This is a genomic window from Nostocoides japonicum T1-X7 (assembly GCF_001046855.1).
GTDB lineage: Bacteria > Actinomycetota > Actinomycetes > Actinomycetales > Dermatophilaceae > Nostocoides > Nostocoides japonicum.
Window position 1 is genome coordinate 2,125,577 of the sequence record NZ_HF570958.1, and the last position, 17,220, is coordinate 2,142,796.

A 17,220-nucleotide genomic window follows, 5' to 3' on the forward strand; every position below is an offset into this window, starting at 1 on the left:
GCGGCCGGCCGCCTCCCTGTCCGCGCGTGCGGACTCGCGCTCGGCGTCCCGTGCGGCCGCGTCCGCCGAGGCGGTGAGGTACTCCTCCTCCATGGGAGTGAAGTCATCGTGGTCCTCCGACCACTCCAGGGCGGCGGCGAGGCGTGGTCCCCGCAGCAGGTCGGTGTCCGGTCGTCCGTCGTCGATCCAGCCCTGGGCCCGCTGCGCGATGTGACGCAGGAGGTCGTCGGCGGCGGAGCGGTCCTCGAGCCAGGCGACGAGCCGGGGCCACGAGCGGAGCAGTGCCTCGTGGGTCAGCGCCACCCGATCCTCGTCGAGGGTGACGACGCGGGCCGCCGCGAACTCCGTGAGGACGCTCGAGACATGGGGGATCGCTCGTGCTTCGGTCAGAGCGAGCGGTCGCGAGCTCCACCGTCCACCGTGGCGGTCGACGAGCCGTGGCATCAGCTGGGCCGCTGCCTGTCGGGCCAGCGGCCCGAGGCCGGCGTAGGCCTCCTCGGCGGTGGCTTCGAGCGCCCCGCCGACGCCACCGCTCGACGCATAGTCGACCACGGTGAGCCGGTCGCCCGTGCGCCGTCGCCACAACCGACCCATGGCAGCCGCCACGAGAGGCAGCGCGTCGGGATGGCCCTCGACGTCGTCGAGGATGACGTCGACCAGCTCGTCCTCGACGTCGACACCGGCTCGCCCGGCCGGGACACCGATGGCCCTGCGCAGGTCGTCCGGCCGGATCGGACGGATGAGGTCGGTGGCCCGCTCGACGTGGGGGCCGATGCCGGGTAGGGCGGCCAGGTCGGCGTAGCAGTCGGCGCGCAGGCTGACGACGAGGCGACCACCGGACGCGACACGGGCGGCCAGGGCCCGATCGGCGGCGGCCCTCGCCTGGTCGTCCACGGTGGTGAACAACTCCTCGGCCTGGTCGAGGATGACCAGGTCCGGGCTCTCCGACTCGCTGAGCCGGCAGGCGCCGCGCGCCGTGACGGTGACGACGCTCCAGGCGGCACTTCCCGGCAACACCCCCGCCCGCAGGGCTGGGAGCAGGCCGGCGGCGAGCACGGAGCTCTTGCCGACCCCGCTCGCCCCGACCACCACGACGAACCGGTCGTCGTGGAGACGGTTCACCAATCGGGCGACGACCCGCTCACGACCCACGAAGGCCCAGGCGTCGGTCTCGGTGAAGCCGGCGAGGCCGGGGTAGGGACTCGCACGACCCGTCGTGGGCGCGCCCGGGCTCTGGTGGCGAGCCAGGAGCGTCCGATCCTGCGCCAGGATGCGGCGCTCCAGCTCCTGGAGGGCCAGACCCGGTTCCACCCCCAGATCGCGGCCCAGCCGAGCGCGGGCGCGCCGGTAGGCCCCGAGGGCGTCCGCTTGCCGACCCGCGCGGTAGAGCGCGAGCATGAGGTGCTCCCACACCTGCTCGCGGTACGGGTCCGCGGCGATTCGGGCCTCGAGGGACGGGATGAGTTCCGGACCCCGCCCCAGCCAGAGGGCGGCGGACTCGCACCGGTCCAGCGCCAGCAGCCGCAGCTCCCGCAGCCGCACCCGCTCCGCCTGGGCGAACGGAGCGTGGGTGAACTCGGCATACGCATCACCACGCCACAGGCCCACCGCGGTCTCGAGATCGGCCAGGACGCGCTCCTCCTCCTGACCAGGCGCTCGATGCAGGCTGTCCACGACGAGCCGCTGGAAGCGACCGGCGTCGATCATGTCCGGCTCGACCGCGAGACGGTATCCACCCGGCTCGGTGACGATCGCGCAGCCGTCCGGACCGCGCCCCAGAGCGTTGCGCAGCCGCACGACATGGCTCTGCAGCGTCTTGGGGGCGGAGGGTGGGGGGAGGTCGGGCCACAGGTCGTCGATGAGGTCGTCGACGGTCGCGAGGTGTCCACCCCGGGCGATCAGTGCGGCGAGCAACGTGCGCCGAATCTGACCGTGCACCACCACGGATCGCTCGTCGACGACGACGTGGAGCGGCCCCAGCACTCCGAACCACATACTCGGACGGTACGACCTTCCCCGCCACCGCGATACCGGCTGACAGCGCCCGATCCGAGGGCGCAACCATTCTGCAACCGGAACGCCACCCGGGCGCATCCCCCGGCCTCGACGATCGCGGTGTACCGGCCGACCCGGACACCACGCGACTCCGGGTCGCGCCTTCGCTGTGAAGGGATGGGGACATGTCGATCTCACGAGCGCGCGTCAGCGGTTTCAGCCCGGCAGTGAACGGGCTTCACTTCGACAACACCTGGCCGCATGTGCCGGACTGGCGCGTCTCGATCGCCGGCGGCGTCATCGCTATCGGGGACGCCGCCAACGGCATGTGCGGGGGAATGGCATACACGGTGCGGGACCTCTTCGAGGCCGGACTGCTGCCTCCGGACGACCGGTCGGCGCCACGCTCGGGCCCGCTGTTCGACTATGTCGCGAACAGGCTGCTCGCAAGCTTCGACCTCCCCGGAGGCCCTCTGGAGTACATCGGCGCGATGAGCCCGCTCCTGCCCGACGTGGGACGCTCCGCGATCATCCGTCAGGCGTGGGCGGACATCCGTCCGGACATCGACGCCCAGCGACTCAGCCCGATCGGTGTGATCAAGGTGCGGTCGGCGCTGGTCACCGACATCGGCAGGAACCACCAGTGCCTGGTGTTCGGCTACGACCTCGACGGCTCCCACCTGACGTTGCACACCTTCAACCCCAACAGCAACTCCGTCGACGTCACGTTGACCATGGACCTGGCCGCGGAGAACATCACCATCGAATCGTCCGACGGCACCGATGTCTTCTCGCTGTTCCGCACCAACTACCACCCCGTGTTCCCCGCACCACTGGTCGGGTCGCTCGGGCTGCGGCATCGACTGGGGATCGCGGATGTCGTCTTCGCCGCGTCCGGCGGCCAGCTGCACGATCTCAGCCTGCTGTCGGGCCGAGGCTGGGCCACCTGGCAGCTGCCCGGGCCGCCGGCCGCCGGCAGTCCCCGCGAGTACGTCACGACATCGTTCGACCAGGCGTCTCGAGTGGTGTATCGCGGCGCGGACGAGCACCTTCACGAGCTGAGCCTCGAGGCGACCGGTCTGTGGACCTCGGATGACCTGTCGGTCCTCACCGGCTCGCCCGAAGCGGCCGGCGACCCCTCCGGATACGTCACCGACGACGTCGACCAAGCCGCCCGAGTCGTCTACCGCGGCACCGACGGACACGTCCTCGAACTGTCCCTGACCCCCGGCGGCTCATGGACCTGGGGAGACCTCACCGCCCTCACCGGCGCACCCCCAGCAACAGGCGACCCCTCCGGATACGTCACCGACGACGTCGACCAAGCCGCCCGAGTCGTCTACCGCGGCACCGACGGACACGTCCTCGAACTCTCCCTGGCCCCCGGCGGCCGATGGACCTGGGGAGACCTCACCGCCCTCACCAGCGCACCCGAAGCAGCGGGCGACCCCTCCGGATACGTCACACGCACCATCGACCGTGCTGCCCGCGTGGTGTACCTCGACGCCGCGGGCCACATCGGCGAGTTCACCCTGATCCCCGGAGCAGCGTGGCACTATGCCGACCTGTCGCAGACCGCTGCGCCGCTCGGCGGCCTCGTCACGGCCACCGGACCACCGCACGGTTGCGCGACCCCGATCAGCCTCTGACCGGCCACGGATGCTGGGCATTCGCTGTGCATCCTGTGACGTCCCTGTCACAGGCCAGGCATAGCAAGGGTCCAGGATCCGTCGAGGCCGTCGGGTTGTCATGGTGGCAACGGTCTTCCCCACGACACTCACGAGGTGCCTCACATGCCAGCCATGACCCGCCCGTCCCACATCGCCTTCGGCGTCGTCGCGCTCACCGCCGCAGCGGCCATCGCCGTGGGTGGGGCCGAGGCGATCCACCACTCGACGTCCACGACGGCCGCCGGGTCGCCCTACGGGTCGTCGTCCACCGAGAACGGTCAGGGCAACGGGTGGGGCACCTATGGCGGTGGACAGGGGTACTCGGGTCAGGGGAACTCCGGAGACGGCTGGGGCGGCTACGGGTACGGCTGGGGCGGCTCGTCCGACGGGAACGGCTCCTCCGGTTCGTCCGGCTCCGACCAGGACCCGTTCGGGTTCTTCGGCGGCGACGGCTCGGGCTCGGGAGGTTTCGACGGGAACAGCGGCTCGGGCATCGACCCGTTCGGCAACCTCGGCGGGTCGGGCTCCGGCTCCGGCAGCCCGGTACAGGCGGCGGGCGAGGCGTCGGCGCAGCAGCTCGTCGGCGTCGTCGACATCGTGACGACGCTCGACTACGGCACGGGCGAGGCCGCCGGGACGGGCATGGTCCTCACCTCCGACGGGCGCATCCTCACGAACAACCACGTCGTCGAGGGCTCGACGTCGATCAAGGTGACCGTGCTGTCCACGGGGCGTACCTACACCGCCAAGGTCGTCGGCACGAGCCCCACGAACGACATCGCGGTCATCCAGCTCCAGGACGCCAGCGGGCTGCAGACCGCCTCGCTCGGCGACTCCTCGTCCGTCGGCGTCGGCGATGCGGTGACGGGCGTCGGCAACGCGGGCAACGACCCGGGCACCTCGGCGGCGGAGGGCAAGGTCACCGCGCTCGGCCAGTCCATCACCGCCTCCGATGACAGCGGCTCGGACTCGGAGGACCTCACCGGCCTCATCGAGACCAGCGCCGACATCCAGGCCGGGGACTCGGGCGGACCGCTCTACGACGCGGACGGCAAGGTCGTCGGTATCGACACCGCGGCGCAGACCGATCAGGCGGGCAACACGACGGCCGGGTATGCCATCCCCATCAACCACGCTCTCGACATCGCCCAGCAGATCGTCTCCGGTGTCGACAACGACACGATCCACCAGGGCCTGCCGGCATTCCTCGGCATCCAGCTGAGCTCCCAGGGCGTGTCCGCCACGGTCGGCGGCGTCGTCGACGGGTCGGCCGCGGACAAGGCGGGCATCACGGCGGGCTCCACGATCACCTCGATCGGCGGCACGTCGGTCTCCACGCCCTCCCAGATCAGCGCGGCGATCACGGCACACCATGCCGGGGACCGCGTGACGGTCACCTGGACCGACCCCAACGGCGCGAGCCACTCGGCGACCGTGACGCTCGGCTCGGGCCCCGCCGACTGACACCGAGCCGGGAGCCGGGAGCCGGGAGCCGGGAGCCGCTTTATCGGGTGACCCGACAAGACTGAGCTTCACCCGACAACGAGAGTCGGGTGAAGCTCAGTCTTCCGGGGTGACCCGATAAAGCGTTGTGGGTCGGCAGCCGGGTGGTGCACAGGCCCCGATCGGGTGGCAGATGGCCAGGACGACGGGGCCGGGTCGGCAGCCGGGTGGTGCACAGGCGCCGATCGGGTGGCAGATGGCCAGGACGTCGGAGCGGGGATGTCACGAGACGCCGACCGACCGGGCGCCGGATCGAGGCCGGATAGAGTGGGTCGGTGAGCACCACCGACGCCGCCGTCGACGTGACGGCCCGGGCGGGCGACCTGCTCGGAGTGTCCCGCCTGACGAATGCGACCCTCACCGGCTGGCTCCACGGCCTGCCGGGGGTCGACCAGGTCGGCTGCGAGGCGCGCGCCGCGTCGCTCGGCACCCGGTCGATCAAGACGACCGCCAAGCAGTGGGCGATCGACGCGGCGATCTCGATGATCGACCTCACGACCCTCGAGGGCGCCGACACCCCCGGCAAGGTCCGCAGCCTCGCCGCCAAGGCGCTCGTGCCCGACCCCAGCGATCCGGCGACACCCCGCCCAGCGGCCGTCTGCGTCTACGGCGACATGGCGGCTATCGCGAGACAGGCCTTGGGGGACAGCGGGATCCACGTCGCCGCCGTCGCGACAGCCTTCCCGTCGGGGCGGGCGAGCAGGAGGGTCAAGCTCGCCGACACGACGGACGCCGTCGCCGCCGGAGCCGACGAGATCGACATGGTCATCGACCGGGGGGCCTTCCTCTCCGGCCGGTACCTCGAGGTCTTCGAGGAGATCGCCGAGGTCAAGCAGGCCTGCGGCGACGCCCATCTCAAGGTGATCATGGAGACCGGCGAGCTGGTGACCTACGACAACGTCCGCCGCGCGTCGTGGCTGTCGATGCTCGCCGGCGCCGACTTCATCAAGACGAGCACGGGCAAGATCCAGCCCGCCGCAACGCTTCCCGTCACGCTCATCATGCTCGAGGCGGTCCGCGACTGGCGCGAGCTCACCGCGGCGATCGTCGGCGTCAAGCCGGCCGGCGGCATCCGGACGAGCAAGGACGCCCTGAAGTACCTCGTGACGGTCAACGAGGTCGCCGGCGAGGAGTGGCTCACGCCGGAGCGGTTCCGGTTCGGCGCGAGCAGCCTCCTCAATGACCTTCTCCTGCAACGGCAGAAGCTGCGCACGGGCGCCTACTCCGGCGCCGACTACGTGACGATCGACTGAAGGAGGGAGCGACGGTATGCCGATCTTCGAGTATGCGCCGGCCCCCGAGTCCCGCGCCATCGTCGACATCCAGCCGTCCTACGGACTGTTCGTCGGGGGCGAGTGGATCGAGGGCAGGGGTGCGGCGTTCAAGACGACGAACCCCGCGACCGAGGAGGTCCTCGCCGACGTCGCCGAGGCGAGCGTCGCGGACGTCGATGCCGCCGTGCGAGCCGCGCGGACGGCATACACCCGGGTGTGGTCGCGGATGAGCGGAGCCGACCGCGGCAAGTACCTCTTCCGCATCGCCCGCATCATCCAGGAGCGGGCCCGGGAGCTCGCGGTCCTGGAGTCCCTGGACAACGGCAAGCCGATCAAGGAGAGCCGCGACGTCGACGTGCCCCTCGCGGCCGCGCACTTCTTCTACCACGCCGGGTGGGCCGACAAGCTCGAGTACGCGAGCCTCGGCCCGAAGCCCCGGCCGATCGGCGTCGTCGGCCAGGTCATCCCGTGGAACTTCCCGCTCCTCATGCTCGCGTGGAAGATCGCGCCCGCCCTCGCCTGCGGGAACACGGTGGTTCTCAAGCCCGCCGAGACGACCCCGCTCACCGCCCTCCTCTTCGCCGAGATCTGCCAGCAGGCCGAGCTGCCCGCGGGAGTGGTCAACATCGTGACCGGCGCCGGCGCGACCGGGCAGGCGATCGTCGAGCATCCCGGCGTCGACAAGATCGCGTTCACCGGCAGCACCGAGGTCGGCAAGTCGATCGCCCGCTCCATCGCCGGCACCCGCAAGCGGGCGACCCTCGAGCTCGGGGGCAAGGCGGCCAACATCGTCTTCGACGACGCCCCTCTCGACCAGGCCGTCGAGGGCATCGTCAACGGCATCTTCTTCAACCAGGGCCACGTGTGCTGCGCCGGCTCGCGGCTCCTCGTCCAGGAGTCGATCGCCGAGGAGGTCGACCGGCGCCTCAAGCGCCGACTGGAGACCCTGCGGGTCGGCGATCCCCTCGACAAGAACACCGACGTCGGCGCCATCAACTCCCGGGCCCAGCTCGACCGGATCGCCGAGCTCACCGCGGCCGGGGAGGCCGAGGGCGCGGTCCGCTGGGATACCGGATGCGAGCTGCCGAGCCATGGGTTCTGGTTCCGGCCAACGGTTTTCACCGGGGTCAGCCAGACCCATCGCATCGCCCAGGAGGAGATCTTCGGGCCCGTCCTGTCGGTCCTCACCTTCCGCACCCCGCAGGAGGCCGTCGCGAAGGCGAACAACACCCCCTACGGCCTGTCGGCGGGCATCTGGACGGAGAAGGGGTCGCGGATCCTCTGGATGGCCGACCAGCTGCGCGCCGGCGTCGTCTGGGCCAACACGTTCAACCGGTTCGACCCGACCTCGCCGTTCGGCGGTTACAAGGAGTCCGGCTACGGCCGGGAGGGCGGCCGCCACGGCCTCGAGGCGTACGTCACGACGGGGGACCCTCGATGAGCCCGGCCCGCGTCGACGTCCGCAAGACGTACAAGCTCTACATCGACGGCGCCTTCCCGCGGAGCGAGTCGGGTCGGTCGTATGCCGTGTGGTCCACTCCCGTGGGCCGCGCGAACCCCCGCTTCCTCGCGAACGCCGCGATGGGCTCCCGCAAGGATGCCCGCGACGCCGTGGTCGCCGCCCGAGGCGCCGTGAAGGGCTGGGCCGGCGCGACGGCATACAACCGCGGGCAGGTCCTCTACCGGGTCGCCGAGGTCATGGAGTCGCGGCGGGCGCAGCTCGTGGAGGATGTCCGGCTGTCCGAGGGTCTCGCCCCGTCACGGGCCGAGGCGGTCGTCTCCGCGGCCATCGACCGATGGGTCTGGTATGCCGGGTGGACCGACAAGCTGGCCCAGGTCCTCGGCGGCCTCAACCCGGTCGCGGGCCCCTACTTCGACATCTCCGCCCCCGAGCCGACCGGGATCGTCGCCGTCCTCGCACCGCAGCGGTCCTCGCTCCTCGGGCTCGTGAGCGTCGTCGCGCCGGTCATCGCGACGGGCAACACCGCCGTGGTCCTCGCCTCGCAGGAGCGCCCACTGCCGGCGATCACGCTCGCCGAGGCGCTCGCGACGTCCGACGTGCCCGCCGGGGTCGTCAACGTCGTGACCGGCCTCACCGGTGAGGTCGCGCCGTGGCTCGCCGGCCACCGCGACGTCAACGCCATCGACCTCACCGGCGCCGCCGACGCCGAGGGGGTCGACTGGGGCGAGCTCGAGCGGGCCGCGGCCGAGAACCTCAAGCGGGTCCTGCGTCCGGCGGGCACGGGGAGCGACGCCGTCGAGCCGGACTGGACCGCCGAGCCCGGGCTCTCGAGGATGACGACGTTCCTGGAGACCAAGACGGTCTGGCATCCCAAGGGCCGGTGAGCACGCTGGAGGCGGCGCGCGTCGTGCTGCTCGCCGGGCCGAGTGGATCGGGCAAGTCGCGGCTCGCGGCCCGGCTCCAGGCACAGCACGGCTGGCCCCTCGTCCGCCTCGACGACTTCTACCGCGACGAGGACGACCCGGCGGCACCCCGCAGCACGAGCCTCGGCATCGTCGACTGGGACGACCCGGCGAGCTGGAACGAGGTCGCGGCCGTCGCCGCCCTCGAGCAGCTCGTACGCACCGGCCGGACCCGTTCGCCCGTCTACGACATCGCCGCCAGCCGCGCCGTCGGCACGGCCGAGCTCACCGCGCGACCGACGGACCTGATCCTCGCCGAGGGCATCTTCGCCGCGGAGCTCGTCGGGCCGCTGCGGGACCGCGGTCTCCTGCGCGAGGCATACGTCATCCACCGGCCGCGCATCCTCACCTTCGCCCTCCGGCTCGTCCGCGACCTCCGCGAGCACCGCAAGCCCCCGCTCCTGCTGCTCCGCCGCGGCCTGGCCCTCCTGCGCGCCGAGCCGGGCATCATCGCCGCGCAGGTCGCCAAGGGCTGCGTCGCCCGCTCGCCTCGCGACGTGGCCGACGAGCTCGCGGGGGCCCCCGACCTCTCACCGTCCGCGTCGAGTGGACGTGTCGACCCGGTCCGGGACTGATCCGTTGCTCCCATCAGTCCCGTTCGACGGGGCGGGCCGGGGTCGGGCCGTCCGGCCATCGACGAGCCGAGGCCCGGGAACCTGCACCCGGACCGCGGCGGGATCCGCACCGGCGAGCCGGGTCGACGCGGACCGGCTAGATTCGCTCGCAGAGATCACGAGTCGAGGGGACCGACGACATGAGCGAGGAGCAGCCGCGCTGGACCGCGCCCACGGGCGCGCCCCAGCAGGACCGCGACCCCAACGGGGCGGACGGGTCCGGCCCCGTCGGTGGCGGGTCAGCGCAGCCCCGGCCCCAGGACGGCCGGGGACGGGCGTCCGAGGGTCATGGAGCGGCATACCCAGGACAGGGAACCGCACCCGGTGGCGGGGGCCTGGCCCACGGAGGACAGGGACCGGTCCACGGCGGGCAGGGACCCGCATACGGAGGGCCGACCCAGCCGCTCTATGCGGAGTACCGGCCGGGCATCGTCCCCATCCGGCCGCTCACCCTCGGTGACATGTTCAGCGGGGCGACCCTCGCCATCCGCGGGAACCCGGCGGCGACGCTCGGCCTGGGGCTCGTGACGACGCTCGTCGTCGTCGCCCCGGCGACGGCTCTCGGCGTGATCCTCACCCGCGTGCTCGTCGACCAGGCCCGGGTCGACGACGCCACCGGCCAGGACGCCCTCGACGGGTTCGGGGCCTTCGGGTCGCTGCTGCCCTCCCTCGCCGCGCAGCTCGCCGTCCTCCTCATGACCGCCTTCACGGCTCACGTCATCGGTCAGGGCGTGCTCGGTCGCAAGACCTCCCTCCAGGAGACCTGGGAGGCGACGAGGTCTCGGCTGTGGACCGTCGTCGGCAGCGCCGCCCTCGTCTTCCTCATGATCGTCGTGGCGCTCCTCGTCCTCGTCGGCGTCCCGGTGGCCGTCCTCGTCTACGGGATCGTCGAGGACGTCCGCGGCACCGTCGCGCTCGGCGTCGGCCTGACGATCCTCGGAGCCCTCGCCGCGATCGCCGTCTTGCTGTTCATCGGGACCCGGTTCGCCTTCGCCTCGGCAGTGATCGTCCTGGAGCACCTCGGCGTCCGCCGGGGCCTCGGCCGATCGTGGCGGCTCACCTCGGGCGGGCAGTTCTGGCGGGTCCTCGGCATCCGGATCCTCGTCGCCCTCCTCGTCGGGATCGTCAGCGGCATCCTCACCGTCCCCATCGGGATGGCGCTCGGCCTCGCCGTGGGTGCGGCCGGGCTCTCGGCGGCCACGTACGCCGTCGTCACCGTCGTCGTCCAGGCCCTGTCGACGGTGATCACCGGGGCGTTGACGACGCCCTTCTCGGCCGGCACCGACACCCTCCTCTACCTCGACCAGCGCATCCGCCGCGAAGCCCTCGACGTCCAGCTCCTCGCGAGCGTCCACGGCGGTCGGTGACCGATGCTCGGCGCGGACGGGCCACCCCTGGACCCCTCCTCGGACGAAGCGCACCGGTGGGTCGTCAGCGAGCTGGCCAAGCACGAGTACGCCGTCCACGAGAGCCTGTGGGACCGGTTCGTCGCGTGGCTGCGGGACCGGCTCGACGACGCGAGCGGTACGAGCCTCGGCGGCGTCCCCACGTGGCTCGCCGTCCTCGTCCTCGTGCTCGTCCTCGGAGCCATCGCGTATGCCGTCCTGCGCACCGTTCGCCCGGAGCGGGGCGGGTCCCGCGGCTCGGGTCGCGACCACGGCGGTGTGCTCGACGGGTCCGGGCTCTCCGCAACGGAATACCGCGCCCTCGCCACCTCGGCTCTCGGGGCGGGTCGATGGGACGACGCGGTGCTGGCCGGCTTCCGGGCCGTGGCGGCCGGGGCTGTCGAGCGCACTGTGCTGTCCCCCTCCCCCGGGCGCACGGCCGACGAGACCGCGGCCGAGATGGGGCCCTTCTTCCCCACCGAGTCGGACGCCCTCCTGCGGTGTGCGCGCGCGTTCGACGCGGTGCGCTATGGCCGGCTCCCGGCCGACGAGGCGACGGCGCGCGACGTCGTCGGCACCGACGCCCGCGTGGCCGCGACGCGGCCCTCGTTCGAGGCTCCCGCAGGGGCAGGCTCAGCGCGGTGAGGGCACGTCTCGGCGTGACGGCGGCCCGCGTCCTGTGCTCGGACAGGTGGAGCGGATGACCGGATCCGGCCCGTCCGACACGGTCGCCGGCCCTGGAGCTGGCCCCGCGGCGGCACGAGGATCCCCGGTCACCTCGCGGCCTGGGACGACTCCCGGGGCGACGACCCCGGACGCGACGACCCCGGCCCGGCCGACCCTCCGCGCGAGACGGCGTGCCGTGGTCTGGGCCGCCGTCGTCCTCGTCGCGATCGGCGTCATCATCGCCGCGGCCCTGCTCCGGCCCGTCCCCCGCGGTGCCTACGACCCCGACAGCCCGGCTCCGACGGGAGCGCAGGCGATGGCCCGGGTCCTCGCCGCGCATGGCGTCGACGTCGACGTCCGCCGCTCTATCGGCTCGTTCGAGGACGCTCGACTCGACGGTGGCACAACGGTTCTCATCGTCCAGCCCGAGCGACTGTCACCCGAGAACGCGCGCCGCGCATACGAGGCGGCCTCCCGCGCCGCGCGGGTCGTCCTCCTCGCCCCGAGCCAGTCCTCGCTCGACGACCTCGGCGTCCCGGCGACGGCCTCGATCCGCTGGTCGAGCACGCCGACGCCGGCCCGGTGCTCCTCGGACATCGTCCGGCCCACGGATCTCGTGCAGCGGGGGGTGTTCGCATACCGGCCCTCCGAGGGCACCGGTGCGTGGACCCGGTGCTTCACCGACGGCGACCCGGACGGCCGAGCGGGACTGCTCGTCCGTGCCGGCGGATCGGGACAGGCCGAGCTCGTCCTCGTCGGCTACCGCGAGAACCTCACGAACGCCTACGTCTCGCAGGACGACAACGCCGCCCTCTTCGTCCGGGCGCTCGGCCACTCTCCCCACCTCGTCTGGTACGTCCCGGGGATCGACGACCTCGGCGAGCAGTACGCCGGGGGCATCGTCTGGCCCGACTGGTTCGAGCCGCTCGTGTGGATGCTCGGGTCGTCGGTGGTCCTCCTGTGCCTCGTGCGGGCCCGCCGCCTCGGCCGGCTCGTCCCCGAGCCCCTGCCCGCCGTCGTGCGGGCCGTCGAGACGACGGAGAACCGTGGGCGCCTCTACCGCCGGGCCCGCGAGCGGCGCCGCACCGCCGCGGTGCTCCAGGCCGGCACTCGCGCCCGGCTGGCCCATCGCTTCGGCGTCCGCCCGAGCGAGCCGCCCGAGCACCTCGTCGACGCCGTGAGCCGCGCGACCGGACGCGTGCCCCGCGAGATCGGCGATCTCCTCCTCGGGCCCGTCGCCGACACCGACACCGCCCTCGTCACCCTTGCCCAGCAGCTGTCCCACCTCGAAGAACAGGTTCGTATGCCATGACGACGCCCCCGCCTCCCGGTCCCCACGGACCACCCCACGAGCCGACTCCCCCGAGGGCGATGTCCGAAGATCCGGGGGCCCAGGCGCCAGGACCCTTTGCGACGAGCCCGCAGGGGCAGAGTCCTCGACAGTCGGGTCCGCAAGGGCCCGGTCCGCAAGGGCCCGGTCCACAAGGGTTCGGCACTCGAGAGCCCGGCACACAGGGGCACGGCACTGAGGAGGAGAGCTCCTCGACGGCGCCGGCAAGCCGGTTCGGCTCGGCCCGGGCCGCGGCGCCCGAGGCCCTGCGAGCGCTCCTCGCGGTGCGCGGCGAGGTCGCCAAGGCCGTCGTCGGCCAGGACGCGGCCGTGACCAGTGTCCTCATCGGCCTCGTCGCGGGAGGTCACATCCTCCTCGAGGGTGTCCCGGGCGTGGCGAAGACGCTCCTCGTCCGCAGCCTCGCGGCGGCGCTGTCGGTCGAGACCAAGCGCGTCCAGTTCACCCCCGACCTCATGCCCGGCGACCTCACCGGGTCGCTCGTGTTCGACTCTCGCACAAGCGACTTCACCTTCCGTGCCGGGCCCGTCTTCACCAACCTGCTTCTCGCCGACGAGATCAACCGCACGCCCCCGAAGACCCAGGCCGCCCTCCTGGAGGCGATGGAGGAGCGTCAGGTCAGCGTCGACGGCGTCCCGCGCCCGCTGCCGGAGCCGTTCATGGTCGCGGCGACCCAGAACCCCGTCGAGTACGAGGGCACCTATCCGCTCCCCGAGGCCCAGCTCGACCGCTTCCTCCTCAAGATCCTCCTTCCGCTGCCACCGCGCGAGGACGAGATCCACGTCCTCGCCCGGCACGCCGGCGGGTTCGACCCGCGTCATCTCGACACCGTCGGCGTCCGGGCCGTCGCCGGCTCCGCCGACGTCGCCGCGGGGGCCGCGGCCGTCCGCCGGGTCGAGGTCCACGGGGAGATCGCGGCATACATCGTCGACATCGCCCGGGCCACGCGGACCTCGCCGTCCCTGTCGCTCGGCGTGAGCCCCCGTGGCGCGACGGCGCTCATGGCGACGAGCCGGGCGTGGGCCTGGCTCAACGGCCGCGGCTACGTGACGCCCGACGACGTCAAGGCCCTCGCCCACGCGACGCTGGCGCACCGGCTGTCGCTGCGTCCCGAGGCCGAGCTCGAGGGCGTGAGCGTCCACGCCGTCCTCGACACCGCCCTCGCCTCCGTCCCTGTCCCCCGCTGACCCGGGCACCCGGCATACCGACCCGTCATGGCCCTCACCCCACGCGCACTCTGGCTCGCCGTCGCGGGCCTCGTCGCGTTCGCGGCGTGGCCGACGATGGCGACCGTCCGCTGGTGGTGGCTGGCCGTGGTCGTCGTCCTTCTCCTCGACTGGCTCCTCGCGCCGCGTCCCCAGCGTCTGGTCATCGAGCGGTATGCCACGCCGCAGGTCCGGCTCGGAGCCTCGGCGACGTCACGGGTCACGGTGCGGAACCCGGGCACCCGCACCGTGCGGGGAGTCCTGCGCGACGCGTGGCAGCCCTCGGCGGGTGCGTCGGGCACGCGGCATCCGCTGCGCGTTCCCGGCGGGGAGCGGGTCCTGCTGACGACGCCCTTGACGCCGACGCGCCGGGGGGATCGGCTCGCCGACCGCGTGACCGTCCGGCTCTCGGGGCCGCTCGGACTCGCCGCGCGGCAGCGGTCGTTCGACATCCCCGGCCGCGTCCGGGCCCTCCATCCGTTCGGGGCGCGGCGGCATCTCGCGAGCCGGCTCGCCATGCTGCGCCAGCTCGACGGTCGCTCGGCGGTGCGGACCCGTGGGCAGGGGACCGAGTTCGACTCCCTCCGCGACTACGTCGAGGGCGACGACGTCCGCAGCATCGACTGGCGGGCCACGGCGCGGCGGCAGAACCTCGTCGTCCGCACCTGGCAGCCCGAGCAGCACCGGCGGGTCGTCCTCGTCCTCGACACGTCCCGGACGAGTGCCGGCCGCGTCGACGACGCGCCCCGCCTCGACGCGTCGATGGATGCCGCGCTCCTCCTCGGCGCGCTCGCCGCGCAGGCGCACGACCACGTCGAGCTCGTCGCCGGCGACCGTCGCATCCACGCCCGCGTCGCCGGGTCGGACCGAGGACCGTTGCTCCACGACATGGTCGAGGCGATGTCGCCCATCGACGCGAGCCTCGTCGAGGCCGACTGGGAGCTCCTCGCGAGCGAGGTCACCGGACGCGGCAACCGGCGCGGGCTCGTCGTCCTCCTCACGCCCCTCGAGTCGGCCGCCGTCGAGGAGGGGCTGCTGCCCGTCCTCCCGGCGCTCGTCGCGCACCATCGGGTCGTCGTCGCGTCGGTCGCCGACTCGGCGGTGGCCCGCATGCGTGGCGACCGGTCCGGGGTGGCGCAGGTCTATGACGCGGCGGCGGCCGAGCGCACGACTGCGCTGCGCCGACGGACCGCCGATGCCCTCGGACTCCTCGGTGTGACGGTCATCGACGCGGTACCCGAGGAACTGCCCGTCCGGCTCGCCGACCACTACCTGTGGCTCAAGGCGCAAGGACTCCTCTGAGCCTCAGCTCAGCCCCCTCCCGCTCGTCCTCCCCGACCGACGCCCCGTCGCCCCGACCCTTCCCCGCCCTCGACGCCGGCCCCCGCCCCGACGATCCCCCCGCCCGACGCTGACCCTCGCCCCGACGATCCCCCGCCCGACGCCTGGCCCCACCCCGACGATCCCCCGCCCGACGCCTGGCCGCGCCCTGACGCTTTACCGGGTGACCCGACAAGACGTGGCTTCACCCGACAAGGGAAGTGGGGTGAAGCTCAGTGTTCCGGGGTGACCCGATAAAGCTCGTCGAGGCAGCGGGTCTCTCGCCGAGGTAGCGGGTCTCTCGTCGAGGCCGCAGGTATGAGGAACGCCCCAGCGCTGGCCCGGACCGGCCCGGACCGGCCCGATGGGCAGGACGATCGGTGTGCGGGCCGGCCGACCGGGACGCCGGCCGTGCTCACAAGACCTGGCCCTCGGGTAGGCGGCGCCTCTATGTCCTGTCGGTGGGGCCGACAGACACCCAATCCCGCCACAGAGCCGGACCGCGCGCGGCGCCCACGCACGACGAGCACGGGACGGGGACGGCATTGGGTGTCCGTGTGTCGCGCGACCCACCGCTCGGCGACGCGCACCCGGACGCGAGGGTCCTGGGTGACGATGAGTGGACACCGCCGAGCACGAAGGGCCGCCGGGGGCCGGATCACCGTGTTCGAGCCGGGCGGCACCCCGCCACCTCACGGGTCTCGGGTGGGGAAGCGGACGTCAGGCGAGGGGCGCCGTGTCGCCGACGTCCCGGCGGTCGAGGTCACCCGTCACGCCCTGCCGGGCCGCACGCCGGCCGAGCGTGAAGACATACGCGAGGAATGCGAGGAGGGCGAGGACGCCGATGCCGACACGTGCCCAGGTCGGCAGGTCCGACGGCGTGACGAACCCCTCGATGAGGCCGCTGACGAGCAGCACGGCGACGAGTCCCATCGCGATGCCGATCGCCGTCCGCCCGGCCTCGGCGAAGGCCTGCGCGCGGGTCCGCGCACCCGGGTCGATCCACGACCAGAAGAGCCGCAGCCCCGCACCGGCCGCCACGAAGACCGCGGTCAGCTCGAGGAGACCGTGTGGCAGCAGCATTCCGAAGAAGAGGCTGGCCCGCCCGTGCTCGAGCATGAGCGCTCCGATGATGCCGACGTTGAGGATGTTGGACCAGAGCAGCATGACGACCGGGAAGCCGAGGACGCCCATCGCGATGCACAGCGCGCTGACCCAGGCGTTGTTGACCCAGACCATCGTCGCGAACTCGTGGTGTGCGTACTCGCTGTAGTAGCCGGCGAAGTCGGTGTTGACGAGCCGGTCGATCTCCGCCTTCGTCAGGGCCTGGGAGTAGAGCTCGGGGTGGTGCATCGTCCAGGCGACGATGATCGTCACGACGACGAGGTTGGCGCCCCACACCGACAGCCACCACCACCGCAGTCGATAGAGCGCCGCGGGGAACGAGTGCGTCCAGAACCACAGGACGTCCCGCCACGACAAGGCTCGACGGCTGGCTTGGGCGATGCGGGCCCGGGTGAGCAGGGCCGACAGGTACCGCACGAGGGACGGGTCGGGTGCCGAGCTGCGGACGACCGACAGGTGGGTCGAGGTGCGCTGGTAGAGGTCGAGGAGCTCGTCGGCCTCGTCGGCCGTCGGGCGACGACGGTGGACGAGCGCGTCGAGTCGGTGCCACACCGGCTCGTTGTGCGCGACGAATGCGTCGAGGTCCACGCCTTAACCCTAGCGAGCGACTGCCCCTCGCCCTCGCCCACCAGCACCGCGATCGTCTTGCCTGCCAACGCCTCCGGGGGTCTCGGCAGGTGCGGGGTTGGCG

The 17,220-nt window shown here is 72.6% G+C and carries 13 protein-coding genes; 11 read left to right on the top strand and 2 right to left on the bottom strand.

All coding sequences use genetic code 11. The features are described from left to right. Positions 1 to 1,995: AfsR/SARP family transcriptional regulator (locus tag BN12_RS09500; protein ID WP_048551978.1), on the bottom strand; the 1,995-nt coding region annotated here is incomplete at its 3' end. 185 nt (positions 1,996 to 2,180) lie between these two features. Between BN12_RS09500 and BN12_RS09505 the strand changes: the two genes are divergently transcribed. The 11 genes from BN12_RS09505 to BN12_RS09555 all read left to right on the top strand — a co-directional run bounded on the left by BN12_RS09505 (position 2,181) and on the right by BN12_RS09555 (position 15,386). Beyond that, positions 2,181 to 3,644 (top strand): hypothetical protein, encoded by a 1,464-nt coding sequence (locus BN12_RS09505; protein ID WP_157635428.1) that lies wholly within the window; start codon positions 2,181 to 2,183, stop codon positions 3,642 to 3,644. A gap of 144 nt (positions 3,645 to 3,788) precedes the next feature. Continuing rightward, complete coding sequence (locus BN12_RS09510; protein WP_083454533.1) at positions 3,789 to 5,129, top strand: S1C family serine protease; 1,341 nt, start codon at positions 3,789 to 3,791, stop codon at positions 5,127 to 5,129. A 314-nt stretch (positions 5,130 to 5,443) separates the two neighbouring features. Then, complete coding sequence (deoC, locus tag BN12_RS09515) at positions 5,444 to 6,421, top strand: deoxyribose-phosphate aldolase (RefSeq protein ID WP_048551982.1); 978 nt, start codon at positions 5,444 to 5,446, stop codon at positions 6,419 to 6,421. A gap of 16 nt (positions 6,422 to 6,437) precedes the next feature. Continuing rightward, on the top strand, positions 6,438 to 7,883 hold the full coding sequence (locus tag BN12_RS09520) for an aldehyde dehydrogenase family protein (RefSeq protein WP_200901186.1): 1,446 nt from the start codon (positions 6,438 to 6,440) through the stop codon (positions 7,881 to 7,883). After that, complete coding sequence (locus BN12_RS09525; protein ID WP_048551984.1) at positions 7,880 to 8,788, top strand: aldehyde dehydrogenase family protein; 909 nt, start codon at positions 7,880 to 7,882, stop codon at positions 8,786 to 8,788. Before BN12_RS09520 ends, BN12_RS09525 begins: the two co-directional genes overlap by 4 nt. After that, positions 8,785 to 9,441, top strand: a complete 657-nt coding sequence (locus BN12_RS09530; RefSeq protein WP_200901187.1) for a uridine kinase family protein — start codon at positions 8,785 to 8,787, stop codon at positions 9,439 to 9,441. The genes BN12_RS09525 and BN12_RS09530 overlap by 4 nt, the downstream gene beginning before the upstream one ends. Before the next feature lie 179 nt (positions 9,442 to 9,620). Then, complete coding sequence (locus tag BN12_RS09535) at positions 9,621 to 10,847, top strand: glycerophosphoryl diester phosphodiesterase membrane domain-containing protein (protein ID WP_048551985.1); 1,227 nt, start codon at positions 9,621 to 9,623, stop codon at positions 10,845 to 10,847. Between the two features lie 3 nt (positions 10,848 to 10,850). After that, complete coding sequence (locus BN12_RS09540; RefSeq protein ID WP_048551986.1) at positions 10,851 to 11,510, top strand: DUF4129 domain-containing protein; 660 nt, start codon at positions 10,851 to 10,853, stop codon at positions 11,508 to 11,510. A 217-nt stretch (positions 11,511 to 11,727) separates the two neighbouring features. Continuing rightward, entirely contained in the window at positions 11,728 to 12,843 is a 1,116-nt protein-coding gene (locus tag BN12_RS09545) for a DUF4350 domain-containing protein (protein ID WP_048551987.1), read from the top strand. 59 nt (positions 12,844 to 12,902) lie between these two features. Next, a complete protein-coding gene (locus BN12_RS09550) occupies positions 12,903 to 14,066 on the top strand; it encodes an AAA family ATPase (RefSeq protein WP_083454535.1) in 1,164 nt (387 codons plus the stop codon). Between the two features lie 27 nt (positions 14,067 to 14,093). After that, the gene (locus BN12_RS09555; protein WP_048551988.1) at positions 14,094 to 15,386 is read left to right on the top strand and encodes a DUF58 domain-containing protein; all 1,293 of its coding nucleotides are present in this window, start codon (positions 14,094 to 14,096) and stop codon (positions 15,384 to 15,386) included. A gap of 738 nt (positions 15,387 to 16,124) precedes the next feature. Here BN12_RS09555 and BN12_RS09560 read toward each other — a convergent pair. Beyond that, complete coding sequence (locus tag BN12_RS09560; protein WP_048551989.1) at positions 16,125 to 17,117, bottom strand: stage II sporulation protein M; 993 nt, start codon at positions 17,115 to 17,117, stop codon at positions 16,125 to 16,127. Positions 17,118 to 17,220: the final 103 nt, after the last annotated feature.

Coding starts and splice junctions, on each gene's coding strand:
- BN12_RS09505 (WP_157635428.1), top strand. CDS start 2,181: ATGTCGATCTCACGAGCGCGCGTCAGCGGTTTCAGCCCGGCAGTGAAC.
- BN12_RS09510 (WP_083454533.1), top strand. CDS start 3,789: ATGCCAGCCATGACCCGCCCGTCCCACATCGCCTTCGGCGTCGTCGCG.
- BN12_RS09520 (WP_200901186.1), top strand. CDS start 6,438: ATGCCGATCTTCGAGTATGCGCCGGCCCCCGAGTCCCGCGCCATCGTC.
- BN12_RS09525 (WP_048551984.1), top strand. CDS start 7,880: ATGAGCCCGGCCCGCGTCGACGTCCGCAAGACGTACAAGCTCTACATC.
- BN12_RS09535 (WP_048551985.1), top strand. CDS start 9,621: ATGAGCGAGGAGCAGCCGCGCTGGACCGCGCCCACGGGCGCGCCCCAG.
- BN12_RS09540 (WP_048551986.1), top strand. CDS start 10,851: ATGCTCGGCGCGGACGGGCCACCCCTGGACCCCTCCTCGGACGAAGCG.
- BN12_RS09550 (WP_083454535.1), top strand. CDS start 12,903: ATGTCCGAAGATCCGGGGGCCCAGGCGCCAGGACCCTTTGCGACGAGC.
- BN12_RS09555 (WP_048551988.1), top strand. CDS start 14,094: ATGGCCCTCACCCCACGCGCACTCTGGCTCGCCGTCGCGGGCCTCGTC.